Here is a 24,480-nt window from a genome sequence, read left to right as displayed (position 1 = left end):
GGCTCTGCGGCCGTGGGTCGAGCGCGGGGCTCACGGTTGGGCGAAACGAACGATTCAGGACTTCAGCGTCAAAACGGACGAACGCTGGGGTGGATGATGCAGGTTGATCTTGCTGTCGAACAGCACGTTCATCAGCTCCACGATCATGATCGCGCTCAAGCCCCAGATCTTGTACTCGCCAAACCGGTAGCTCGGCACGTACCAACTGCGCCCCTGATAATCGATGCGGTGCGTATGTTCGCGGGCGTCTTCGCGGAAGAATTCCAGCGGCACGCTGAAAACAGCAGCGATCTCCCCATCATTGGGTTTGTATTCGACGTAATCGGGGATGATGCCGACATAGGGCGTGACCTTCAGGCCGTGCTTGGAAATCAGCGGACTCAATGGGCCGACGATTTCGACGAGGCCCGGCGGCAGACCGATTTCCTCTTCAGCCTCGCGTAAGGCGGTGAACACCAGATTAGGGTCCTCAGGGTCTCTTCGTCCGCCCGGAAACGCCACTTCGCCGCCGTGGGTCGACAACCCACTGGCACGCAGGGTCAGCACCAGTTCCGGCTCGTCGCTGCGGGTGATGGGCATGAGCACCGCGGCCTCGGAGAAACCTGCATCCCTCTCCAGAGGTTGCGGCGTGTGGCTGCTCATACGGCGAAGTAGCTCGTCCAGCATGGGAATTCTCGGTCGATTGCCTGACCCGCATCATGCACCAAAGCGCCGACACGCCCAACCCCAGGGGCGACAGCCAGCGTGTCGGAAACAACACATCGCTTGCCGACCACCCGCGCCACACGCCAAGATAGCCGCTGACTTCAGGAACCCGATTCGATCATGAAATTCTGCAGCCACTGCGGCGAACAGGTCAGCCAGCGCATCCCCGAAGGCGATACGCGTCTGCGTTATGTGTGCGACCACTGTCACACTATTCATTACCAGAATCCGAACATCGTGGCGGGGGTGCTCCCGACGTGGGAAGGCAAGGTGCTGCTGTGTCGTCGCGCCATCGAGCCACGCCTGGGTTACTGGACTCTGCCAGCCGGTTTCATGGAGAACGGTGAAAGCGTCGACCAGGCCGCGCGCCGGGAGACCGTCGAAGAAGCCTGCGCCGTGCTGGAAGACTTGCACCTCTATGCCATGATCGACGTGCCGCACATCAGTCAGGTGCACATCTTCTACCGCGCCAACATGGCCAGCGCGGAGTTTGCCGCAGGGGTCGAGAGCCTTGAGGTGAAGCTGTTCGACGAGGCGGACATTCCGTGGTCGGAACTGGCGTTCAACACCGTGCGACGTACGCTGGAGTATTTTTTTGCAGACCGGCGGCGTCAAGAATTCCCGGTGCATACCGATTGCCTGACTGTCGTGCCCCCTCTCAAAACCACTTGACCAGATGACCCGCGCCGCTGAGCGCAGGGTTCAGGGATACCGTTGAAAATGCGTTGGTTGCTCGCCGTTCTATGCCTGCTGGTCGTTCCGCTGTCCCAGGCCGCCTTCACTCAGACCATCGTGCCCAAGGGCAGCGAGCAGAAATTCGTCGACGGCAAGGTGGTGGACACTCAGGACATCAGCGCCCGCGCCATCGACAAGGTGCTGGTACTCAAATCAGCACATCAGTTGCAATTGATGAGCAAGGGCGAGGCACTGAAAACCTATCGCATCTCGCTGGGCAAGGCGCCGAAAGGGCCCAAGCTGCAAGAGGGTGACCAACGCACGCCGGAAGGCTTTTATTGGCTGGACTGGCGCAAGACCAGCGACGCGTTCAACCTGTCGATGCACATTTCCTACCCCAACATCGCTGACTCCGCCCGCGCCCGCCGCGAAGGTGTGAACCCGGGCAGCATGATCATGATCCACGGCACGCCAATCAACGAAGACTACCCCGAGTGGTATTTCCACACGCTGGACTGGACCAACGGCTGCATCGCCATGAAGAACAGCGACATTCGTGAGGTGTGGGATCTGGTCAAGGACGGCACGATGATCGAGATTCGGCCGTAGCGCCAGTTAGATACCATTTGACCGAAGACTTAAGGGGCGCGACGACAACGATCTAGCTTCTGCCGAAGGCGTAGGAGTTGGCTTGCCTACGATCTGCCGGGAACCGGCAGCAAACCCTGCAACCTCGATCCGCCTGACACGCCCATGCGCCTGGTTTTACTACCGCTGCGCGCCAGATCGCAGGCAAGCCAGCTCCTACGGCCTTCGGCCAGAATCAAGAGCTATTTGCGTGTTGCCAGACACTCACCGCACCGCCTCTGGCCGAAGGCTGTGGGAGTTGGCTTGCCTACGATCTGGCGCGAAGCGGCAGCAAACCCGGCGACCTAGGCTTGCCTGACTCTCCCCCATCGCCCCTCCAAACGTCACCAGTCTGTGACCAAAAACCCTCCCGCCTAATACCAATCCCGTTGACGTGGTATGCAAGTGGTATTACTTTCGGACGCACTCTCCGAACATAATTCCAATCCGCCTCGGCCCGCCTTCCATGAATTCGATCCTCTCCCTGCGCCCCGACGACAGCCAGCCCACACCGCTTTATTTGCAGCTGGCGCGCAATCTGGAAGCGGCGATCCATGCCGGTCAGTGGAAGGCCGAGCAGGCGTTGCCCTCGGAACGCAGCCTCAGCGAGAGCCTGAACATTTCCCGGGTCACGGCGCGCAAGGCACTGGAAATTCTGCTGGAACAAGGCCTGATCCGCCGCAGCCAGGGTTCGGGCACGTTCATCACGCCGCGCCTCGAACAGCCGCTGTCCCGTCTCTCCAGCTTCAGCGAGATGCTGCGGCTCAAGGGTTTCACGCCCAGTTCCCAGTGGCTGGAGCGCGACATCACGTTGCCCACTCACGAAGAGCTGATCCGCCTGAGCCTGTCGCCCACCGAAAAAGTCGCCCGGCTCAAACGTCTGCGCAAGGCCGATGGCATCGTCATGGCGGTCGAACTGAGCGCGCTGCCCGCGGCCCTGTTGCCAGAACCCGAGGCCATCGGCGATTCGCTGTACGCGCATCTGGACTCCATCGGACGTCCGGTGGTACGCGCCCTGCAACACATCCGCGCGGTCAACGCCTCGGCGGAAATGGCCGCGCTGGTCGGCCTCGAAACCGGCACCGCCATGCTGCTGATGACCCGGATCGGCTACCTCGCCGACAACACGCCCATCGAACTGACCGACACCTATTGCCGCGACGATTACTACGATTTCGTCGCCGAGTTGCGCCGTTAACCAGCCGCGCAGATAAACCCGAACGGAGCCTGTATGTCCGAGTTCAACATCCTCACCCCCGACGGCTGGATTCGCGGTCAGTTGCAGCACCGCGACGGCCGGGTGACGCGCATTGATGGCACGCCCTGCGACCCGCAGGACAACGATCTGCCTTACGTTCTGCCGGGATTCGTTGACTTGCACGTCCACGGTGGCGGGGGCAGCGACATCATGGAAGGCAACGAAGGGTTCGCCACCATCGCCCGCACGCATCTGCGTTTCGGCACCACGTCGATGCTGGCCACGACTATGACCGCCCCCGCCGCCGAGATCGGTCAGATCCTGGAGCAGTTGGGCGGGTATTGTCAGCATCGGGCGCCAGAAACGGCCCGGGTGTTAGGCGTGCATCTGGAAGGCCCCTACATCAATCCGGGAAAACTCGGCGCACAACCCAACCACGCCCATGCCGCGCTGTTGAGCGAAGTCGAGCACTATCTGAGTCTGGCGCCGATCAAGGTCATCACCATCGCGCCGGAAATCGCCGGGCATGTCGAGCTGATCAAAGCTCTGGCGTCCCAAGGGGTGCGCCTGCAGATCGGCCACACGCTGGGCAGCTACGAAGAAGGGGTCAAGGCCCTTGAAGCCGGCGCGACCAGCTTCACCCACCTCTATAACGCCATGAGCCCGCTGCATCATCGCGAACCCGGCATCGTCGGTGCAGCGCTGGCCCATACGCGTTACGCCGAGCTGATCCCCGATTTGCTGCACGTGCACCCCGGCGCCATTCGCGTCGCGTTGCGCTCGATCCCCTGCCTGTATTGCGTCACCGATTCCACCGCTGCCACCGGCATGCCGGACGGCGAATACAAGCTCGGCAGTCATACCGTCACCAAATGCCTCGGCGGCGTGCGCCTGCCCGACGGGACCCTCGCGGGCAGTACGCTGACTATGGATCAGGCGCTGCGCAATCTGGTGAAGATCGGCCTGCCGTTGGCCGAAGCCTCACAACGCCTGTCGCAATTTCCTGCGGACTACCTGGGCATCGAAGAGCGCGGCCGCCTGCAACTCGGCAGTTGGGCAGACGCCGTATACCTGGACCGCCATCTGAAAATCACCGCCGTGATGGTCGAAGGAGAGACCCTTGAACTCGAAAATGCTTGATGAGGCCCTTGCCTCTGCGGACGCGGTGCAGCGTCAGTTGACGGTGCTCGACCCCCATCTGATCGACCTCGCGCAGCGCCTGCGTCAGTGCGCGCCCCACGTCGTGCTGTCGGTGGCTCGGGGCAGTTCCGATCACGCCGCCAGCTACTTCGCCTACCTGACCATGCAGTACGTGGGCGTGCCGGTGGCGTCGCTGCCGATGTCGGTGGTGACCTTGCACGACTCGCCCATGCGCGTTGAACACCAGCCGGTCATCGGCTTCTCGCAGTCGGGTCAAAGCCCGGATCTGGTGAACAGCCTGCGCGCGTTGCGTGAACGCGGCGCCTTGAGCATTGCGATGGTCAACGCCGAGGGCTCACCCCTCGAACAAGCCTGTCAATACGTGCTGCCGCTGAGTGCGGGGCCTGAGCTAAGCGTGGCAGCGACCAAAAGCTTCATCGCTACCCTGAGCGCCAGTGCACGCCTCGTCGCCCATTGGCGGCAGGACGCCCAGCTGTTGAAGGCGAGTAAAACGCTGCCGGAACGCTTGCACGAGGCGGCGCGTCAGGACTGGTCCGCCGCTATCGATGCGCTGCGCGATTGCGAGCGCCTCATGGTCATCGGTCGCGGCACCGGTTTCGCCATCGCTCAAGAAGCAGCGCTCAAGTTTAAGGAGACCTCGGGGATTCAGGCCGAAGCCTTCAGCAGCGCCGAAGTGCGGCATGGTCCGATGGCGTTGGTGGGCGATCACTATCCGCTGCTGATCTTTGCCACCCGAGGCGCCGAACAGGCCAGCCTGCTTGCCTTGGCCGCCGACATGCGCGAGCGCGGTGCAAAGGTGTTGCTGGCCGCACCCGACGACGTGGCGGAACGCGACCTCACCCTGACCTGCGCCGACCACCCGGCCCTTGACCCGATTCTCGCCATTCAGAGTTTTTACGTGATGGCGGCGGGCCTGGCCGAAGCCCGAGGCCTCGATCCCGATCAGCCACGCCACCTGAGCAAAGTCACCAAAACCCACTGATTCCGCGCCGCCTCGACCGACGCCAGCAAGGACGATGTCATGCATAACAATAAACAAATGACGTTCAGCGCCCCGTTCAGCGGAGCGGTACTGGAACTGAGCCATGTGCCCGACCCGGTGTTCGCCGGGGGCACCATGGGCGTCGGCATTGCCATCGATCCTCTGGATGCGGTGCTGCATGCGCCGTTCGCGGGCGTAGTCATCAACGTCGCTCGCACCCGCCATGCCGTGAATCTGCGAGCGGACAACGGCAGCGAATGGCTGCTGCACGTGGGCATCGACACTGTCGGGCTGAATGGCGAGGGGTTCGAAGCGCTGGTCAAAGACGGCGAGCGGGTGAAGGAGGGTCAGCCGCTGCTGCGCTTCGATCTGGACAAGGTGGCCCGCGAAAGCCGCAGCCTGGTCAGCCCGCTGATTCTGCTCAATGGTGATCGGTACAGCCTGACGCCTGCCCGGCCTGCTGGCCCGGTGAACGTGGGAGAACCCTTGTTGATCGTCGAGGGTGTGGCCCACGAAACGCAAATATCCCCAAACTCAGACATTCGGGCCAAGCACGCCCGAGGCATGATCCGCGTTGCCCACAACGGCGGGCTGCACGCTCGCCCTGCTGCTCTGGTACGGCAGACGGCCCGCCAGTTCGCCAGTCACGCCGAGCTGCATTTCGCCGGGGCCAGCGCGTCGACCGACAGCGTTACCGGCCTGATGGGGCTGGGGATTGCCGAGCAGGATGAGGTGGAAGTGGTGTGTCTGGGGCATGACAGCGAAGTCGCGCTTCAGGCGTTGCTCAAGGCACTGTCCACGCCCTCTCCGGACGAAAAACCTCAGGCGCCAGTGTCCCGGATCACGCCCGTCGGCAACGATGAGGTAGACCTCGAAAACGGCATACTGCGGGGGGTGACGGCGTCCCCCGGCCTGGCCAGCGGCCCGTTGTTCCGGCTCGACACGATTGAGCTGGAAGAAGACCGCGGCGGCCATCGCCCTGAAGAGCAACGCCAGATCCTCAGCGAAGGGCTGGCGCAAGTTCGCGCCGACGTCAGCACCTCTCTCGATCATCAACACCACGAACAGAGCGCGATTTTCGCCACGCACCTGGCGATGCTCGAAGACCCGGCCCTGCTCGACGCGGCCTATGACGCCATCGATCAAGGCCAGAGCGCAGCCCACGCCTGGAGCCAGGCTGTGCTGGCCCAATGCGCGGTACTGGAAAATCTCGGCAATCCCCTCCTCGCCGAGCGCGCCAACGACCTGCGCGACCTGCGCCAGCGCGTGCTGCTCACACTGCTCGGTGACGCCCGCGATGTGGCCGTGCCCTCAGGCGCCATTGTCATCGCCCGCGAACTGACGCCCTCCGATTTGTTGATGCTGGTGCAACGCGGCGTCGGCGGGATTTGCATGGCGGAAGGCGGCGCCACGTCCCACGTCGCCATCCTCGCCCGTAGCAAAGGCGTGCCGTGTCTGGTCGCACTGGGGTCGGCGCTGCTCGACGTCGCAATCGATAAAGACGTGGCGCTGGATGCCGACAACGGGCGGCTGGAACTCAAGCCCGACGCCGCTCGCCTACAGGACATTCAGACCCTTCGCACACAGCGCTTCGAACAACGCCAGCGCCAGCAGCAACAGGCGCACCTTCCTGCCCAAACGCAGGATGGCGTCGGCATTGAGGTTGCCGCCAACGTCGCATCCCGTGCCGACGCTGAAAACGCGCAGCTCAATGGCGCCGATGGCGTGGGCCTGTTGCGCACCGAGTTTCTGTTTGTGGATCGCAGCACTGCGCCCACTGAGGACGAACAGTTGTCGGCCTATCAATCGGTACTCGATGCCATGCCCGAGAAACCGGTGATCATCCGCACCATCGACGTTGGCGGTGACAAGCAACTGGAATATTTGCCCCTCCCCGCCGAGGCCAACCCCGTACTCGGCTTGCGCGGGATTCGTCTAGGTCAGGCGCGCCCTGAACTGCTGGATCAACAGTTACGCGCCTTGCTGCGGATCAAACCGTTGGCGCGCTGCCGCATTCTGCTACCGATGATCAGCGAAGTTGGCGAGCTGCGGGCGGTTCGTGCGCGCATCGACGCGCTGGCTTCGGAGGCCGGTATCAGCGAGCGCCCTGAGTTGGGGGTGATGATTGAGGTGCCGTCCGCTGCATTGCTCGCCGGGCAACTGGCCGAACACGCGGACTTTCTGTCCATCGGCACCAACGATTTGTCCCAATACACGTTGGCCATGGACCGTGATCACGCGGGGCTGGCCGCTCGCGTCGATGCGCTGCACCCCGCCCTCCTTCGCTTGATCGCCATGACCTGCGCCGCTGCCCAAGACAAAGGCCGCTGGGTGGGCGTGTGTGGCGCGCTGGCGTCCGACCCTCTGGCGACAGCGGCGTTGATCGGGCTGGGAGTGCGCGAATTGTCGGTGAGCCCTCCGCAGGTCCCGGAAATCAAGGCACAGATTCGCGAGCTGGACGTCCGCCAATGCGAAGCGCTGGCTCAGCACTTGATGAACCTGACCAGCGCCGAGGACGTGCGGGACGCCTGCCGCACGTTTCAAACGCAAGTCCTGAAGCCACAAGCCATCGCCTGAATAACAAGAACGATCACCTCAAGGAGAGACGTCATGTACCAACACTTCATTGAAGGATTGCAGCGACTGGGGCGCGCGTTGATGCTGCCTATCGCGATTCTGCCGATTGCCGGGCTGTTGCTGCGCCTGGGCGACACCGACCTGCTGGACATCGCGATCATTCACTCGGCGGGCAACGCGATTTTCAGCAACCTGGCGCTGATCTTCGCCATCGGCATTGCCGTGGGCTTTGCCCGTGACAACAACGGCACGGCGGGTCTGGCGGGTGCGATTGGCTATCTGGTCATGACCTCGACGCTCAAGGTGCTCGACCCCCACATCGACATGGGCATGCTCGCCGGGATCATCGCGGGCCTGCTCGGCGGCGCGATGTACAACCGCTTCAAAGAGATTCACCTGCCCGAGTATTTGGCCTTTTTTGGCGGACGCCGGTTCGTGCCGATCGTCACGGGGTTGTCGGCAGTGGTGCTGGGGTTAGTGTTCGGTCTGATCTGGCCACCGGTGCAACAGGGCATCAACACCCTCGGCCAGTTAATGCTGGAAAGCGGCAGCATCGGGGCGTTTTTCTTCGGCGTGATGAACCGGATTTTGATCGTCACCGGCCTGCATCACATCCTGAACAACTTGGTGTGGTTCGTGTTCGGCAGCTTCACCGACCCGGAAACCGGGCGCGCCGTGACCGGCGATCTGGCGCGCTATTTCGCAGGCGATCCCCATGCGGGCCAGTTCATGACCGGTATGTTCCCGATGATGATCTTCGGTCTGCCAGCGGCCTGCCTGGCGATGTACCGCAATGCGCTGCCGGAAAACCGCAAGCTGATCGGCGGGATTCTGCTGTCGATGGCGCTGACGTCGGCCTTGACCGGCGTGACCGAGCCGATCGAATTCGCCTTCATGTTCCTCGCGCCGATGCTGTACGTGCTGCACGCGTTGCTGACCGGTTTGTCGATGGCGCTGGCGAACATGCTCAACATTCACTTGGGCTTCACTTTCTCCGGTGGCGCCATCGACATGGCCCTCGGCTGGGGCAAGTCCACCAACGGCTGGTTGGTGTTCCCCCTGGGGTTGGCGTACGCGCTGATCTATTACGTGGTGTTCGATCAGTGCATCAAGCGCTTCAACCTCAAAACGCCTGGGCGTGAACAGGTCGTCGCCAATACTGCTCAAGTGGCGCAAAGCGACCGGGCCGGTGCGTACATCAACGCATTGGGCGGTGCGGACAATCTGCTTGGGATCGATGCCTGCACCACGCGCCTGCGCCTGCAACTGGTGGATCGCAGCAAAGCGCAGGATAGCGAGTTGAAAGCGCTGGGCGCGATGGCGGTGGTGCGGCCGGGGAATGCGGGGAGTCTGCAAGTGGTGGTCGGGCCAATGGCCGATGGCTTGGCGGACGAGCTGCGCAACGCCCTCCCCCATGCAGCCAAGATGCCGGTGGCTGGGGAGCCGGTTGTCGCCGTAGCTCGTCAAACGGTTGATGTCACGCAGGCGGCACAATGGTTCAAGGCGCTGGGCGGCAAAGGCATCGCGGACGTGGAATGTGTAGCGCTCACTCGGCTGCGGGTGCAATTAAAGGAAGGCCAGTCGTTGGCAGCGGGCCAACTGGAAGCGTTGGGCTCGCAAGGGGTGCGAAACCTGGGGAACGGCGTGTGGCATGTGTTGGTGGGGGATGGTGCGCAGGGGTTGAGCGACGCGGTGCGGGGGATGGTGAAATCTGGTTGAAACGCAAAGTCCGCTTTTGATTCTGCCCGGAGGGCGTGGGAGCCCTGCGCGCAGAATCAGACCCCATGATGTCTCAGAAATCCGCCAGCTTCCACACATCATAGGCCGGGGTTTCGTAGGGGTGGCTGTTTTTGAGAGCAGCCACCGCCCGCTGAATCAACTCATCAGCGACGACAAGCTCGACCTTCCACTCTTCCACCCGCTCGATCTCGCCGGTTTGCCCGATGAACGGCTGACTGCCGTCCAACGGGCGAAACTGGCCTTGACCCAGCACCTGCCATGAGCAGCTGTCATAAGCGCCAATTCGCCCCGCGCCGGCGGCGAACAACGCACTCTTGACCTCTTCCACATGGCTCGGCGGTACGAAGAAGGCGAGCTTGTACATCCCTTATCAATTCACCCAGACGCGAGCGTTGCGGAACATACGCATCCACGCACCGTCTTCGGTCCACTCATCCGGACGCCACGAGTTCGTCACGGCGCGGAACACGCGCTCCGGGTGCGGCATCATGATGGTGACGCGACCGTCGCGGGTGGTCAGGCCGGTGATCCCGCGCGGCGAGCCGTTCGGGTTGGCCGGGTAGGTTTCGGTGACTTTGCCGTGGTTGTCGACGAAGCGCATCGCCACGGTGCCGGAGACGTCGGTTTCGAGCAGCGCGTCAGCCGATTTGAATTCCGCATGGCCTTCGCCGTGGGCAATGGCGATCGGCATGCGCGAACCGGCCATGCCTTGCAGGAAGATCGACGCTGATTTCTGAACTTCGACCATCGCCACACGCCCTTCGAATTGCTCGGAGCGGTTGCGCACGAAATGCGGCCAGAACTCGCTGCCCGGAATCAGTTCGCTCAGGTTGGACATCATCTGGCAGCCGTTGCAGACGCCCAGCGCGAAGCTGTCGTTACGTTCGAAGAAGCCCTGGAACGCGTCACGTGCACGGCTGTTGAACAGCGCGGACTTGGCCCAGCCTTCACCGGCGCCGAGGACGTCGCCGTAAGAGAAGCCGCCGCACGCCACCAGACCTTTGAACTCATTCAGGTCAACGCGGCCCGCGAGAATGTCGCTCATGTGCACGTCGACCGAGGCGAAACCGGCGCGGTCGAACGCGGCGGCCATTTCCACCTGGCCGTTCACGCCCTGCTCACGCAGGACCGCCACTTGTGGGCGCACGCCTTTCTTGATGTAAGGCGCAGCGATGTCGTCGTTGACGTCGTAGCCCAGCTTGACGCTCAGGCCCGGGTTGTCTTCTTCCAGCAGCGCGTCGAATTCCTGATCGGCGCAGTCGGCGTTGTCGCGCAGGCGCTGGATCTGGTAGCTGGTTTCGCTCCACTGACGTTGCAGCAGACGGCGATCGCCCTTGAACAGCTCTTCGCCGTTGAGGCTGATGGCCACTTCGCTGTTGTTGACCGGCTTGCCGATCACCGCGACGCAGTCTTCGCCCAGGCCTGCAGCGCTGAACTGTGCCAGCACGACCGGGGTCGCGTCCTGACGCACCTGAATGACCGCACCCAGCTCTTCGTTGAAGAGGATGGCCGCGATTTTTTCACGCTTGCTGGTGAGGGTGTCGAGTTCCAGGTTCAGACCACAGTGGCCGGCAAATGCCATTTCCAGCGCGGTGGTCATCAGGCCACCGTCCGAGCGGTCGTGGTAGGCCAGCAGGTGGCCGTCGGCGTTGAGGCCCTGAATCACGGCGAAAAACGCCTTGAGGTCTTCAGCGTCATCGACATCCGGTGCGGCGCTGCCCAGCTTGCCGTGGGTCTGCGCGAGAATCGACGCACCCATGCGGTTCTGGCCACGGCCCAGGTCGATCAGGATCAGGTCCGTTTCACCCTTGTCCATGCGCAGTTGCGGTGTCAGGGTCTTGCGAATATCCGTGACCGGCGCGAAACCGGTGACGATCAGCGACAGCGGTGAAGTGACGGTTTTTTCCGTGCCTTCGTCGCTCCAGCGGGTCTTCATGGACATCGAGTCCTTGCCCACCGGAATGGTGATGCCCAGCTCAGGGCACAGCTCCATGCCGACCGCTTTTACGGTGTCGTACAAACGGGCGTCTTCACCGGGGTGACCGGCTGCGGACATCCAGTTGGCCGACAGTTTGATGTCGGAAATTTTCGCGATGCTGGAAGCCGCGATGTTGGTCAGGGTTTCGCCAATCGCCATGCGACCGGACGCCGGGGCGTCCAGCAGTGCCAGCGGCGTGCGCTCGCCCATGGCCATCGATTCGCCGGTGTAGACGTCGAAGCTGGTGGCAGTCACGGCCACATCAGCCACAGGCACCTGCCACGGGCCGACCATCTGATCGCGGTTGACCATGCCGGTGATGCTGCGGTCGCCGATGGTGATCAGGAAGTTCTTGCTCGCCACGGCCGGGTGATGCAGCACGCGCTGCACGCTTTCTTCGAGATCGAGGGTGCTCGGGTCGAAATCATCGCCCAGCTCTTCTTCGCGGCTGGCCGAACGGTGCATGCGCGGGGCCTTGCCCAGCAGCACTTCCAGCGGCATGTCCACCGGGCTGTTGCCGAAGTGGCTGTCGGTGACGGTCAGTTGTGGCTCTTCGGTGGCTTCACCGACGACCGCAAACGGGCAACGCTCACGTTCACAGATCGCTTTGAAACGTTCGAAATCCGGTGCGCTGACGGCCAGGACGTAACGTTCCTGGGACTCGTTGCTCCAGATTTCCAGCGGGGCCATGCCCGGCTCGTCGTTCGGCACGTTGCGCAGTTCGAAGCGACCGCCACGGCCACCGTCGTTGACCAGCTCAGGGAAGGCGTTGGACAGACCGCCCGCGCCGACGTCATGGATGAAGGCGATCGGGTTCTGGTCGCCCAGCTGCCAGCAACGGTCGATGACTTCCTGGCAACGACGCTCCATTTCAGGGTTTTCACGCTGAACCGAGGCAAAGTCCAGGTCCGCCGAGCTGGTGCCGGTGGCCATGGAGGACGCAGCACCGCCGCCCAGACCGATCAGCATGGCCGGGCCGCCCAGCACGATCAGCTTGGCGCCGACCGTGATTTCGCCCTTCTGCACGTGGTCTTCACGGATGTTGCCCATGCCACCCGCCAACATGATCGGCTTGTGGTAGCCACGGACTTCTTCGCCGTGCGGGGTATTGATGGACTGCTCGAAGGTACGGAAGTAGCCGGTCAGAGCCGGACGGCCGAATTCGTTGTTGAACGCCGCGCCGCCCAGCGGGCCTTCAATCATGATGTCCAGAGGGGTGACGATGCGCTCAGGCTTGCCGTACGGCTTTTCCCACGGCTGCTCGAAACCCGGAATATTCAGGTTGGACACGGTGAAGCCGGTCAGGCCTGCCTTTGGCTTGGCGCCACGGCCGGTCGCACCTTCGTCGCGAATCTCGCCACCGGAACCGGTGGACGCGCCCGGGAACGGGGCAATCGCAGTCGGGTGGTTGTGGGTCTCGACCTTCATCAGAATGTGCACCGGCTCCTGCACCGCGCCGTATTGGCGGGTTTCAGGGTTCGGGAAGAAGCGGCCGGCCACCGAGCCGACGATCACCGAGGCGTTGTCCTTATAAGCGGACAGAACGCCTTCGTTGTGCATCTGGTAGGTGTTCTTGATCATGCCGAACAGGCTTTTTTCCTGACTCTGGCCGTCGATGTCCCAACTGGCGTTGAAGATCTTGTGGCGGCAGTGCTCGGAGTTCGCCTGGGCGAACATCATCAGTTCGATGTCGTGCGGGTTGCGCTTGAGGCCCACGAACGCGTTGACCAGGTAATCGATTTCGTCTTCCGCGAGGGCCAGGCCCAGCTCGACGTTGGCCTTTTCCAGCGCGGCGCGACCGCCACCCAAGACGTCAACAGCGGTCAGCGGCTTCGGCTCGGCGTGGCTGAACAGCCCGGCGGCTTCTTCCAGACCACCCAACACCAACTGGGTCATACGGTCGTGAAGCGCGTCGGCGATGAGCTGTGCATCGGCGTCGCTGAACTGGCCTTCTACATAAAAGGCAGTACCGCGCTCGATGCGCTGGATCTTGGTCAGGCTGCAATTGCGGGCAATGTCGGTGGCCTTGCTCGACCACGGCGAAATGGTGCCGAAACGCGGCAACACCAGAAACAGGCGACCGCGAGGCTCTTGAACCGGCACGCTCGGGCCGTATTTCAACAGTCGCGCGAGGACGTGTTGCTCTTCCTCGGTCAGAACGCCGGCAACCTCAGCGAAGTGGGCGAATTCAGCGTACAGGCCACTGACAGCCGGAACTTTATCGTTCAGCTGCTCAAGTAATTTCTTGTGGCGGAAGGCGGAAAGGGCGGGAGCACCACGCAAGATCAACATCGTCGGGACAGCCTCGGGGAAGGGGGTGTGCTTTGAGGCCGTGCATTCTAGCCTAAACACGACCTTTCGGCACCCGAAACGAAGGGTTACAGCTGCCCGAATGTCGGTGCGAGACGGTTTCTTACACCAATAGCGGAAAAAACCTTTGCTCTATCAGACGCCGCTCTCGCTGTCGAGATATGGCGGTCAGCGCGCTTTGCGTATACTGCACCGATGTTTTCCCCATCAGATCTCCGCCCACGCTGTGCCAAGTGGCTCATCGCAACCGGAATCTTCCTGCTGCTCGGCGCGTGTGTTGAGAAACCCAACACACTGGAACGAGTCAAGGAGGATGGCGTCCTGCGCGTCGTCACCCGCAACAGCCCCGCGACGTATTTCCAGGATCGCAACGGTGAAACCGGTTTCGAGTACGAACTGGTCAAGCGTTTCGCCGACGATCTGGGGGTCGAACTGAAGATCGAAACGGCCGACAACCTTGACGACCTGTTCGACCAAATGAATAAACCCGGTGGGCCTGTGTTGGCGGCAGCCGGTCTGGTCAGCACCGAAAATCGCGCCAAACAGGTGCGCTTCTCCCATTCGTACCTCGAAGTCACCCCTCAAGTCATTTACCGCAACGGCCAGAACCGTCCGACCGATCCCGGCGATCTGGTGGGCAAGAAAATCCTCGTGCTGAAGGGCAGCAGCCACGCCGAGCAACTCGCCGCACTGAAAATCAAATATCCGGGCATCAATTACGAAGAGTCCGATCAAGTCGAGGTCGTCGACCTGCTGCGCATGGTGGATGAGGGTCAGATCGACCTGACCCTCGTGGATTCCAACGAACTGGCGATGAATCAGGTGTATTTCCCGAACGTGCGCGTGGCGTTTGACCTCGGCGATGGCCGCGACCAGCGTTGGGCCGTGGCGTTGGGCGATGACAACAGCCTGCTGAACGAGATCAACACCTTCCTCGACAAAATGCAGAAGAACGGCATGCTCCAGCGGCTCAAAGACCGCTATTACGGGCATGTGGACGTTCTCGGCTACGTGGGCGCCTACACCTTCGCCCAGCATTTGCAGGAACGCTTGCCCAAGTACGAGAAACACTTCCAGTCCGCCGCGAAAGCGGAGCAGGTGGATTGGCGTCTGCTGGCGGCCATTGGTTATCAGGAATCCCTGTGGCAACCGGCCGTGACGTCCAAGACCGGCGTGCGTGGGCTGATGATGCTGACGCAAAGCACGGCGCAGGCGATGGGGGTTTCCAATCGGCTGGACGCGAAGCAGAGCATTCAGGGCGGCGCCAAGTATTTTGCCTACGTGAAAGAACAACTGGATGACACGATTCAGGAGCCGGATCGTACGTGGCTGGCGCTGGCCTCCTACAACATCGGCACCGGACACCTCGACGATGCGCGCAAGCTGGCAGAAAACGAGGGGCTGAACCCGAACAAGTGGCTGGATGTGAAGAAGATGCTGCCGCGTCTGTCGCAGAAAAAGTGGTACAGCAAGACGCGTTATGGCTATGCCCGAGGGGGCGAGCCGGTGAGTTTCGTGGCCAACATCCGTCGGTATTACGACATTTTGACCTGGGTGACGCAGCCTCAGCTGGAAGGCAGTCAGGTCGCCGAAGGTGCATTGCATGTGCCGGGCGTGGACAAGACCAAGCCGCCGGAAGACAAAGCACCGCTTTAGCGTTTTTTCGTTTGGTATCGATTTCGAGATACAGGTTTAGATCCAGACGTCGCGCAGATGCATTTTGCTCTGGCTAACGCCAGATCTGTTTCGACTTCGTCGAGTTACTTGAAAGCACCAAGTAACCAAGTGCCTACGCTCCCTTCCCGGCCCGACTTCGTCGGGTTCCCTGCGCACAGGTTCCGTTCCGTGGGCCCGCCGCAAACGGGCCATCCATGGCCCGATGCGGCTCTCGCGGCATCCATGCCGCTCGACCCACTCCACGAAACCCGTGCTCCGGCCGGGAAAAGTCGCAATTTGTGGCGTCTGCACGATTTGCGTTCAAGAACACCACACCTTTACGTAGCAGTCCGGCTTGCCGGCGGTGGGGCCCGTGAGATCGCTGCCGCCGGCAAGCCGGACTGCTACAGAGTCGGTATCGTGCTTTTGATCTGTTTTTGATCTTGATGCGCAATGGCACAGACGCCGCCAGTCGCGACTTGGGTGCAGGCCGAACGCAGGCGATGTGGAGTGGGTCGAGCCGCATGGATGCGGCGAGAGGCGTGTGGGCCATGGATGGCCCGTTCACGCCGGGCCCACGGAGCATCGCCGGAGTGAGGGAAGTCTGACGAAGTCAGACCCCAACCAGGAGCAAGCACCCTTGGTTACTTGGGGTGTTTTTCCAAGTAACTCGACGAAGTCGAAACGCTTCTGCCGTTAGGCAGAACTCCCGACGACACCGCAAAAAGTGAACTGGGGCTCGATCATAATCTGACTCAGCCCTTAAGCCGCCTCATCCTGAAAAACTCACTCAGCATCGTCCCGCACTCCTCCGCCAGCAACCCGCCTTCGAACAGCACCCGGTGGTTGAGGAACGGCTGGGTGAAGAACTGTCCCTGGCTCTGCACCACCCCAGCTTTCGGCTCGGTCGCGCCGTAGACCACGCGGGTGATGCGCGAGTGCACGATCAAACCCGCGCACATACTGCACGGCTCAAGCGTGACGTACAGCGTGCTACCGGGCAGGCGATAGTTACTCTGCGCTTGGGCGGCTGCGCGAATGGCGACCATTTCGGCGTGAGCGCTGGGGTCGCTGCCGCTGATCGGGCAGTTGAAGCCTCGGCCAATGATGACGCCATCGTGAACCACCACCGCGCCCACCGGCACCTCGCCCAGCATCGCCCCTTCAGCGGCCAGCGCCAGTGCTTCGCGCATGAAATGCTGATCGCGGCTGCGATCAATGATTTGCGGCTGCCGCATTACGAAACCTCGATAGCTGCCATAAGACCGGTTTCCATGTGATCGATCACATGGCAGTGGAACATCCACACGCCGGGATTATCCGCTACCAGCGCGACCCGTGCGCGCTCGTTTCGGCCTAACAGATAGGTGTCGGTGAAATACGGGATCACTTCCTTGCGATTGGAGGCGATGACCTTGAAGCTCATGCCGTGCAAATGAATGGGGTGCTGGTACTGGGTCATGTTCTTCAACTCGAAGATGTAGCTCTTGCCCTTTTCCAACTTGGCGATGGGGCGATCGGCGCAGGTCTTGTCGGTGATGTCCCAGGCCTGGCCGTTGATCTGCCACAGGCTCGGCGGCTTACCGTTCTCGACGTTGACCGACACGGCGCCCGCCCATTCGAAATTGAAGTTGAGCTTCTCCGCGTTCGCCAGGTCCGGTTCCGTCACCGGGTTGGCAGGCAGTTCCGGCGGCCAACTGCCCGGCGCATCGTTATTTGCCACAGAACGGAACGTCCCCAGACGAACCGGCCCATTGCGCAATGATAGCTCCTCGCCAGCAGCAGGCGCCTTGATCCCCAGACAAATCCGCATGCCCGGCCCCAGCCAGTAATCCTTGCCCAGCGGGCGCGGTTTGACCGGATTGCCGTCCAGCGCGTAGATCATCGCGTCGGCGTCCGGCAGGTTCAGGCGGTAGGTCACGGTGTTGTCGAGATTAAGAATGCGCACGCGGGTGATCTGCCCGGCAGGCAGTTCGATCACACCCTGAGGCACCCCATTGATCGTCGACAGCCGCCCGGCCGTGCCTTCCCGCGCGGCTTCGCGGGTCACGCTGAATTCCGTGAAAGCCCCCTGCTCGTCCACGTGCCAGCTTTTCAGACTGACCGTGCGCTCATGCAGAAAACCGGTCGGCTCACGCTCCTCGACGATCAGTGGTCCCACCAGACCGCGCCCCAATTCTTCGCTGCTGCTGACGTGGGGGTGATACCAATAGCTGCCCGCGTCCGGGACTCGGAATTCATAGTCGAAGTATTCGCCCGGTTTGACTGGAAGTTGCGAGACGTACGGCACACCGTCCATTTCGAGCGGCAGACGAATCCCGTGCCAATGAATGGTCGTCTCGACCGGCAACTGATTGATGAAGCGCACCCGCAGCCACTCGCCCTGACGAACCCGCAGTTCGGTGCCCGGGGCCGAGCCGCCGAAAGCCCATGCTGGAGTCTGATGCCCGGCCACCAACTCCACATCCAGCGGTGCCGCGATCAGCTCAAAGTCGTGACCTTCTCCCGGCCCGCGCTTACCGAGCCAGTACCGCGAAGCCCCACCCGCGCCCAGCCCCACCACGGCCAGACCGGCGAGACCTCCAAGAATTTGTCGACGAGTGAAAGACATCAGCACGAAACCTCTTGAAACGAGAAACAGAACAACGCCGCGAACGCGGGCCTATGCGAGGGGCGAATACGATACACATGCATTTACACGAAGATAAGCGAGCAGTGGCTGCGGTACATATTTAGTGCCAATTGAGCGAAGCGAATCGGGAAGCTCAAGACTCATTCATCAAGGACGACGACCATGCTTCCCGTTACCTCCCCCTCCGCTGCTATCGATACCGACAGACAGAAGCTCCATGCCATCGGCCAGAAAGTGGTCGATGGCTGCCCTGACATGCGCGAAATGGCGCGCAACGCCGCCGCTGACATTCTGCGCGCACATGGCCTCAGCGACCTCGAACCGGATACCGTCTATTGGCACCGCTTCAACCGCACCGAAAGCAGCCCGCTCACGTTCAATGGCTGGGAACACCTCGATACACCCGTGGAATCCCTGACGCTGCCGCAACTGGTCATGCGCCGTTTCAACGCCAACGATCAGGACAACGCCGACGACCTGCAAGCCATGAGCGGTTTCTACACCGACGGGCCGAAAGAGCAGGCGTATGACGAAGCCAATGAAGTGCGTTTGTTACCCCAAGATGTGATGGAAGCGTTCTGGACGCTGGATTTCAAGACGCGCTTCAACACGCAGTTGACCGCCTTCTGGCAGCACTGCGCGGACGACTTCAGAACCCTGTCCAAGGCCAACTTCATCGCCAAGGCCGTTGAGGATCACGGCAGTGCGGTCCTCGACAGCGAGCAATTCACTTCGCTGCTGGAAGCCGTGGGCATCGACCTGAAGCAACCTGTCACCCTTGCGACCCTGCAAGCGGAGAGCAGAAGCAGCCGCCACATACGGATCGCCAAACTGGACATTGCCGGGTACGAAGCCACCGACATTCTGCGCTTCGTTGAACCCGGCGGGCGCCAGTTCGTTTATGTGCCCGGTGAAGTGGACGCCTTCCAGGTCTTCGACACGCCCGATGACCTGCAATGGTGGCTGATGACGCACACCAACGAGATCGCTAATCGTGCGCGTTTCATGTCGCACTTCCCCCTCGTCATGCACGCCGAAAAAGACCACGCCACCGGCCTCAATCATGCGCTGGACATGATGTTCAGCAACTGGGGCCCTGGCACGCTCAAGGTCATCAACCTTAACGACCAGACCGTGGCAGGCGATCCGTTCTCCCACGTGCGCGATTGCACCCGAAGCCGCATGCAGGCGGATGCCGACCACGCGCTTCATTCGAATGGCGAGCTGCGCAAGCAGATGTGGATGGGGTACCTGAGAGCGTTCGGCCAGACATTCGGTGCACTGGCGGCGCTGGACTGGCCCATTGCGCTCGCTGCTGTGGGCGCAGGGCTGGCGGATGTCGGCTTGAACATCGATCAGGCGATCCACGGACACACCACGGCCGAACGCAAACGTGGCGTGACCGGGGCCATTCTTGGCAGCATCGATGTGCTCTTCAACAGTGTCTTTCTGCTGCAAGCGGCTGCGCCTGAAGTGAGTGAGATACCCTCCGAACCCGAGTCCGTTTCCGAATCGGAGCCCACCCCCGAAGACCTTCCGGCAGTCACCTCGCCCCCCGCACTGGATGCGAATGCTACTCGCCCGACACACACCACTTCCCTTCCCGTAGCCGACGGCGAGTTGCTGTCGTTCAGAACCAACGAGCTGCTCGACACTTTGACCCCGCCTCCCACCGAAGGCCGAATGCAAGGCGTCTATCTCAAGAGCACCGGCGAGACCTTCATCAGCGTCAATGACGAGGCCTACCGCGTGCGTTTCGTGAATGAGTTGAACACTTGGGTAATCATCGATCCGCAAGCCCCCTTCTCGTTTCAGCGCAACCTTCCCGTCAGGTTGAACGCCAGCGGCACATGGCAACCGATCAAGAACCCCGGACTGCTGGGCGGTGGCAAAACGTTGAGTACCTTGAGGAGTGGACAGGCGTCGGTGTTCCCCTCCCCCCCGCCACCCTCCACGCCCTATGACATGCCGGTAACCCTGCGACAAGGCATGCGCACGCGCGTCGAAAGCCCCAGCAACAAACCCTTCGAGGGCTACTACGCGACGCTGGATGCCAACGATCCGATTGAGCGTTTCTTCGTCATCCGGGATCAATTGGCGAGCGACGCCGACGCCTTTTATGCAAGGCTGGAACTCCCCCCACGCCCGTCCATTCCAGAGATTCCTCAGGACGCCCTGCCCAAGACGGCAATCCGTCAACTCTACGAAAACCATCAAGGACTGGTCATCGGTGAAAGCCACAGCAGCGTGGCGAGCAAGCAGTTCCTGATGGACAACATGCCACGGCTCGCCAAGCAGAATGTGCGGACGTTGTATCTGGAGCATGTCCTGACGGACTTGCACCAAGTCGAACTCGACACCTTCGCCAGAACCGGTCGCATGCCGAAAACCCTGCAAACCTATCTAGAAGATCTGGACTGGGGGCATTTCACCGATTCGACCGGCACGTACACCTTCCAGAACCTCGTGCGCACAGCCATCAAATACCGCATCCGCATCCGGGCCATCGACTGCATGGCCAGTTACCGCGTTGCCGGTCTGCCCGACCCGGGACGCACCGTGCGATTGAAGCTGATGAACTATTTCGCCCACACCGTCATCGCTGCGGATGAGTCCGCGCGGGCAGGCAGCAAATGGATTGCCCTGGTGGGGAACGCTCATGCCAATACGTTCAAAGGCGTGCCGGGCGTCGCGGAAATCGAGCGGGTCGTGGGCTTGCGCGTGCGCGACGTGCCCACGGGTGGCATGACGGGATTTGGCATTGACCCGGGTGAAGACGTGCTGACGGCGATGGGTCAACCGGCTGGCCGGGTCAAAAGCGACCTTCGGTTGCAGATGGCGACCACCGGGGTCAGAACCCACTTCCTGCGCACCCCGACCTCGCTGGGCTACCGCCTGCGACGCCCCGGTAATTTTGCCATCCAGCGCTCGGGGGATTCGCCCCAGTTGATCTACAAGAACCAGGACGGGGAAATCACCTACGTGCCCATTCGTGTCACCGACGAGCACCTGTCCATCAGCAGCCCCGACTGGCCGCTGATCAGCGGACGCCGGTATGCCAGCTTCGAGGAGTTGGCCTTCGCGCTAAAGCTGGCAGGGCTGACGTAAGCGGGCGGACGGAGGCGATTTACAGGCTTCATCGGCTTTCAGCGGCGCCCCTGCTCACAAACCAGAAGTGAGGGGGCGCTGCGATATTTATTTACCACCCCTGCAACCCGGCAAATCAGCAAGCTCAAGGCTCATTCATCACGGACGACGATCATGCCTTCCATTACCCGCGACACCCCCGCCATCAGCGCAGACCAACAAGCGCTCAACGACATCAGCCTTAACGTGGTCGAGAGTTGCCCGGACCTGCGTGAGATGGCACGCGAGGCGGCCACGGACATCCTGCGCAAACACGGCCTCGGCGCACTTGAGCCGGACACCGTGTACTGGCACCGCTTCGACCGTACCGCGAGCAGTCCGCGGACCTTCAACGGTTGGGAGCATCTTGATCCGCCGGTCGAATCCCTCACCTTGCCGCAGCTGGTGATGCGCCGGTTCAACGCCAACGATCAGGACAGTGCCGACACCCTGCAAACCATGAGCGGCTTTTACACCGCTGGCCCGGACGCCAAGACGTTCAACGAAACCAATGAGGTGCGCTTGCTGCCGGGCGATGTCATGGGCGACTTTTGGGCGCTGGATTTCAAAGCCCGTTTCACCGACAGGATGAACACGTTCTGGCGGGATCACGCGGAGGATTTCAGAACGCTCGCCAAAGCCAACTTCATCGCCAAAGCAGTCGAAGACCGGCAAAGCAACACGCTGACCTCGGAACAGCTCAATGCCCTTATGAGCGCGGTCGGTGTGGACATGGCTCGACCGATCACCCTGGCGATGCTGCAGTCGCAAACCCCGCTTGCCACCGGCGTGCGGGTCGCGAGACTGGACATCGCAGGCTACGCGGCCAGCGACATTCTGCGCATCGTCGAAAGCAGTGGTCGGCAGTTTCTCTATGTGCCGGGAGAAGTGGATGCCTTCCACGTCTTCGACACGCCGGACGATCTGCAATGGTGGTTGATGACGCACACCAACGAGGTCGAAAACCGCGCGCGCTTCATGTCGCATTTCGCCCTGTCCACCCACGCCGAAACCGATCACCAGACCGGGCTGCACCACGCGATCGATCTGATGTTCAGCCACTGGGGTCCGGGCACGCAGTCCGTGATCAATTGCGACGACCACACCCTCACGGAAGATCCGTTCTCGCATCTGCGCGACGCCACGCAAACCCGCATGGCGGACGATGCCGCGTTTGCGCTGCACTCCAACGGCGAACTGCGTGAGCTGATGTGGATGGGCTACCTCAAGGCGTTCGCCAAGACCTTCGGTTCACTGGCAGCGCTGGACTGGCCGATTGCACTGGCCGCCGTGGGCGCGGGGCTGGCGGATATAGGCCTGAACATCGATCAAGCGATACATGGGCACACCACGGCCGAACGCAAAAACGGTGTGCTGGGGGCCATCTTCGGCAGCATCGACGTTCTGTTCAACGGCCTGTTCGTGGTGCAAGGCGGCGCTGTCGAGCTGCCCGAAACGGCAGTGGCCGAGGAAACTGCCACCCTTCCGGAGACGGCAGGTGCGTCAGCAGTGCCGGTCCCCGAACTGGAAATACCGAGCGCCAATCCGCTGGAACCTGCCGCCCCTTCAAATCCTCTAGCGCCTTTCGAAACCAACGAGGTGCTGGACAGCTATGCCCCACCGGCAACCGAAGGCCGGATGCGGGGGATCTATGTGTCAGGCACCGGCCAGACTTACGTTTCCGTCGACGACTTTGCCTATCAGGTGCGCTACGTCAACGAGATGCAGCATTGGGTCATCATCGATCCCGAGAACCCGTTTTCCTTCGCCCGCAACCTGCCGGTACGCCTGAACGAGGCAGGTCAATGGGAAATCAGGGCAAGCCAAGGCCTGCGCGGCGGTGGCGGCGCGCTGGGTAAGTTGCCGTCCTCTGGGGCGTGGGTTGCACCCTCGACATCGGCCCTGCCGACGCCCTACGACATGCCGGTGGAGCTGAGGGAAGGCATGCGGTACCGAGTCGAAGCCCCCGACGACAAGCCCTTCACCGGGCAATACTTTTCCATGCGAGAAAACGACCCTATCGACCGTTTCTTCGAGATTCGCAAACGCCTGGTGAGCGACGTCAACGCGTTCTATGCCGACTTGCACCTGCCCGAACGCCCGGCGATACCGACCATTGCCGCTGAAGCCTCGCCCAAGGTCGCGCTCAAACAGCTGTACAAAGACGCTCAGGGGCTGGTGATCGGTGAGAGCCACAGCAGTGTCGGCAGTAAGCAGTTTCTGATCGATAACATGGGGCAATTCGCCAAGCAGAACGTCAGGACGCTGTACCTGGAACACGTGATGACCGACCTGCATCAGGCCGATCTCAACCTCTTCGCCCAGACCGGAAAAATGCCGGAAAACCTGGAGTCGTACCTGAATGACCTCGACTGGGGCCACTTCACCGACAAATCGGGGCGCTACACCTTCCTGAACCTTGTCAAAACCGCTCAACGTCACCGCATCCGGATTCGCGCCATCGACTGCATGGCCAGCTACCGCACGGCGGGGGTGCCTGACCCGGCGGACAACATGCGTCTGAAAATGATGAATTTCTTCGCCGACACCGTCATTCACGCGGATCGGGCCGCGCTGGGCGGCGGTAAATGGATCGCGCTGGTGGGCAACGCCCATGTCAGCACCATGAAAGGCGCCGCAGGTCTGTCCGAACTGGAAGGCGTGATCGGATTGCGCATTCAGGACGTCAGTGTGGGCGAGGCCACCGGCTACGATATCGACCCTGGAGAAGAGGCCACGGATGACATGGGGCAACCTGCTGGCACCGTCAAAGGCGACATCCGCCTGCGCATGGCGGTGCCCGGCCGCCGCGCCGTCTCGCTGACGCCCCCGCCCTCCCTCGAATCCCGGCTGCCGAATCCCGGCAATTTCGCCATCCAGCGAGCCGACCATGCTCCCGAACTCATCCACCGCAGCCGTACCGGCGCACTGGTGCACACGCCGATCATCGTCGAGGGAACGGACGTGTACATCCAGCGCGTCGAATGGCCGTTGATCAGTGGACGCCGCTTCCAGAGCTTCGATGAATTGGCAAAAGCGTTGAAGCTGATGGGCTTGAAAGAGGTCGCCTGAATAACGACAAAGCCGGATGCGTTCAGGTGAAACGGCATCCG

Annotated in this window: 15 protein-coding genes; 10 read left to right on the top strand and 5 right to left on the bottom strand. The window is 61.8% G+C overall.

Annotation, left to right across the window (positions count from 1 at the left end):
• Positions 1-54: 54 nt before the first annotated feature.
• Positions 55-666, bottom strand: coding sequence for a CoA pyrophosphatase (locus tag ACIQAL_RS00950; protein ID WP_401141466.1), 612 nt, complete (start codon positions 664-666; stop codon positions 55-57).
• A 159-nt stretch (positions 667-825) separates the two neighbouring features.
• Between ACIQAL_RS00950 and ACIQAL_RS00945 the strand changes: the two genes are divergently transcribed.
• The 7 genes from ACIQAL_RS00945 (at position 826) to nagE (ending at position 9,644) form a co-directional block, all read left to right on the top strand.
• Positions 826-1,377, top strand: a complete 552-nt coding sequence (locus tag ACIQAL_RS00945) for an NUDIX hydrolase (protein WP_401141463.1) — start codon at positions 826-828, stop codon at positions 1,375-1,377.
• A gap of 48 nt (positions 1,378-1,425) precedes the next feature.
• On the top strand, positions 1,426-1,989 hold the full coding sequence (locus ACIQAL_RS00940) for a murein L,D-transpeptidase family protein (RefSeq protein ID WP_166593615.1): 564 nt from the start codon (positions 1,426-1,428) through the stop codon (positions 1,987-1,989).
• Between the two features lie 484 nt (positions 1,990-2,473).
• Positions 2,474-3,205, top strand: a complete 732-nt coding sequence (locus ACIQAL_RS00935; protein ID WP_401141460.1) for a GntR family transcriptional regulator — start codon at positions 2,474-2,476, stop codon at positions 3,203-3,205.
• 33 nt (positions 3,206-3,238) lie between these two features.
• Positions 3,239-4,345 carry an N-acetylglucosamine-6-phosphate deacetylase gene (gene nagA, locus ACIQAL_RS00930; protein WP_401141458.1) on the top strand — a complete coding sequence of 369 codons (1,107 nt, stop codon included), beginning with the start codon at positions 3,239-3,241 and terminating at the stop codon, positions 4,343-4,345.
• A complete protein-coding gene (locus ACIQAL_RS00925) occupies positions 4,338-5,348 on the top strand; it encodes an SIS domain-containing protein (RefSeq protein WP_401142366.1) in 1,011 nt (336 codons plus the stop codon). Before nagA ends, ACIQAL_RS00925 begins: the two co-directional genes overlap by 8 nt.
• A 39-nt stretch (positions 5,349-5,387) precedes the next feature.
• The gene (gene ptsP, locus ACIQAL_RS00920; RefSeq protein ID WP_401141455.1) at positions 5,388-7,925 is read left to right on the top strand and encodes a phosphoenolpyruvate--protein phosphotransferase; all 2,538 of its coding nucleotides are present in this window, start codon (positions 5,388-5,390) and stop codon (positions 7,923-7,925) included.
• Between the two features lie 33 nt (positions 7,926-7,958).
• On the top strand, positions 7,959-9,644 hold the full coding sequence (gene nagE, locus ACIQAL_RS00915; RefSeq protein ID WP_401141453.1) for an N-acetylglucosamine-specific PTS transporter subunit IIBC: 1,686 nt from the start codon (positions 7,959-7,961) through the stop codon (positions 9,642-9,644).
• A gap of 73 nt (positions 9,645-9,717) precedes the next feature.
• Here nagE and ACIQAL_RS00910 read toward each other — a convergent pair whose 3' ends face one another.
• Both ACIQAL_RS00910 and purL read right to left on the bottom strand, forming a co-directional pair.
• Positions 9,718-10,029, bottom strand: coding sequence for an NGG1p interacting factor NIF3 (locus ACIQAL_RS00910; protein ID WP_401141450.1), 312 nt, complete (start codon positions 10,027-10,029; stop codon positions 9,718-9,720).
• Between the two features lie 6 nt (positions 10,030-10,035).
• Entirely contained in the window at positions 10,036-13,935 is a 3,900-nt protein-coding gene (purL, locus tag ACIQAL_RS00905; RefSeq protein ID WP_401141448.1) for a phosphoribosylformylglycinamidine synthase, read from the bottom strand.
• A 213-nt stretch (positions 13,936-14,148) separates the two neighbouring features.
• On the opposite strand from purL, the gene mltF reads away from it, so the two are divergent.
• Positions 14,149-15,609, top strand: a complete 1,461-nt coding sequence (gene mltF / locus ACIQAL_RS00900; protein ID WP_401141446.1) for a membrane-bound lytic murein transglycosylase MltF — start codon at positions 14,149-14,151, stop codon at positions 15,607-15,609.
• Between the two features lie 755 nt (positions 15,610-16,364).
• On the opposite strand, the gene tadA is transcribed toward mltF, so the two are convergent.
• Together tadA and ACIQAL_RS00890 are read right to left on the bottom strand one after the other, a co-directional pair.
• Positions 16,365-16,847, bottom strand: a complete 483-nt coding sequence (tadA, locus tag ACIQAL_RS00895; RefSeq protein ID WP_401141443.1) for a tRNA adenosine(34) deaminase TadA — start codon at positions 16,845-16,847, stop codon at positions 16,365-16,367.
• Positions 16,847-18,220, bottom strand: a complete 1,374-nt coding sequence (locus ACIQAL_RS00890; RefSeq protein WP_401141441.1) for a multicopper oxidase family protein — start codon at positions 18,218-18,220, stop codon at positions 16,847-16,849. Before ACIQAL_RS00890 ends, tadA begins: the two co-directional genes overlap by 1 nt.
• A 183-nt stretch (positions 18,221-18,403) precedes the next feature.
• Here ACIQAL_RS00890 and ACIQAL_RS00885 point away from each other — a divergent pair, with 183 nt between their 5' ends.
• Both ACIQAL_RS00885 and ACIQAL_RS00880 read left to right on the top strand, forming a co-directional pair.
• Complete coding sequence (locus ACIQAL_RS00885) at positions 18,404-21,349, top strand: membrane-targeted effector domain-containing toxin (protein ID WP_401141438.1); 2,946 nt, start codon at positions 18,404-18,406, stop codon at positions 21,347-21,349.
• Positions 21,350-21,502: 153 nt separating this feature from the next.
• The gene (locus tag ACIQAL_RS00880; protein WP_401141436.1) at positions 21,503-24,439 is read left to right on the top strand and encodes a dermonecrotic toxin domain-containing protein; all 2,937 of its coding nucleotides are present in this window, start codon (positions 21,503-21,505) and stop codon (positions 24,437-24,439) included.
• Positions 24,440-24,480: the final 41 nt, after the last annotated feature.

Source organism: Pseudomonas sp. NPDC088368 (assembly GCF_044753445.1).
Classification (GTDB): Bacteria; Pseudomonadota; Gammaproteobacteria; order Pseudomonadales; family Pseudomonadaceae; genus Aquipseudomonas; species Aquipseudomonas bambusae.
Note: the sequence above shows the minus strand (reverse complement) of the source record. Positions and strands in the feature narration are given on the sequence as shown.

Coding starts and splice junctions, on each gene's coding strand:
- ACIQAL_RS00950 (WP_401141466.1), bottom strand. CDS start 666: ATGCTGGACGAGCTACTTCGCCGTATGAGCAGCCACACGCCGCAACCT.
- ACIQAL_RS00945 (WP_401141463.1), top strand. CDS start 826: ATGAAATTCTGCAGCCACTGCGGCGAACAGGTCAGCCAGCGCATCCCC.
- ACIQAL_RS00940 (WP_166593615.1), top strand. CDS start 1,426: ATGCGTTGGTTGCTCGCCGTTCTATGCCTGCTGGTCGTTCCGCTGTCC.
- ACIQAL_RS00935 (WP_401141460.1), top strand. CDS start 2,474: ATGAATTCGATCCTCTCCCTGCGCCCCGACGACAGCCAGCCCACACCG.
- nagA (WP_401141458.1), top strand. CDS start 3,239: ATGTCCGAGTTCAACATCCTCACCCCCGACGGCTGGATTCGCGGTCAG.
- ACIQAL_RS00925 (WP_401142366.1), top strand. CDS start 4,338: ATGCTTGATGAGGCCCTTGCCTCTGCGGACGCGGTGCAGCGTCAGTTG.
- ptsP (WP_401141455.1), top strand. CDS start 5,388: ATGCATAACAATAAACAAATGACGTTCAGCGCCCCGTTCAGCGGAGCG.
- nagE (WP_401141453.1), top strand. CDS start 7,959: ATGTACCAACACTTCATTGAAGGATTGCAGCGACTGGGGCGCGCGTTG.
- ACIQAL_RS00910 (WP_401141450.1), bottom strand. CDS start 10,029: ATGTACAAGCTCGCCTTCTTCGTACCGCCGAGCCATGTGGAAGAGGTC.
- purL (WP_401141448.1), bottom strand. CDS start 13,935: ATGTTGATCTTGCGTGGTGCTCCCGCCCTTTCCGCCTTCCGCCACAAG.
- mltF (WP_401141446.1), top strand. CDS start 14,149: ATGTTTTCCCCATCAGATCTCCGCCCACGCTGTGCCAAGTGGCTCATC.
- tadA (WP_401141443.1), bottom strand. CDS start 16,847: ATGCGGCAGCCGCAAATCATTGATCGCAGCCGCGATCAGCATTTCATG.
- ACIQAL_RS00890 (WP_401141441.1), bottom strand. CDS start 18,220: ATGTCTTTCACTCGTCGACAAATTCTTGGAGGTCTCGCCGGTCTGGCC.
- ACIQAL_RS00885 (WP_401141438.1), top strand. CDS start 18,404: ATGCTTCCCGTTACCTCCCCCTCCGCTGCTATCGATACCGACAGACAG.
- ACIQAL_RS00880 (WP_401141436.1), top strand. CDS start 21,503: ATGCCTTCCATTACCCGCGACACCCCCGCCATCAGCGCAGACCAACAA.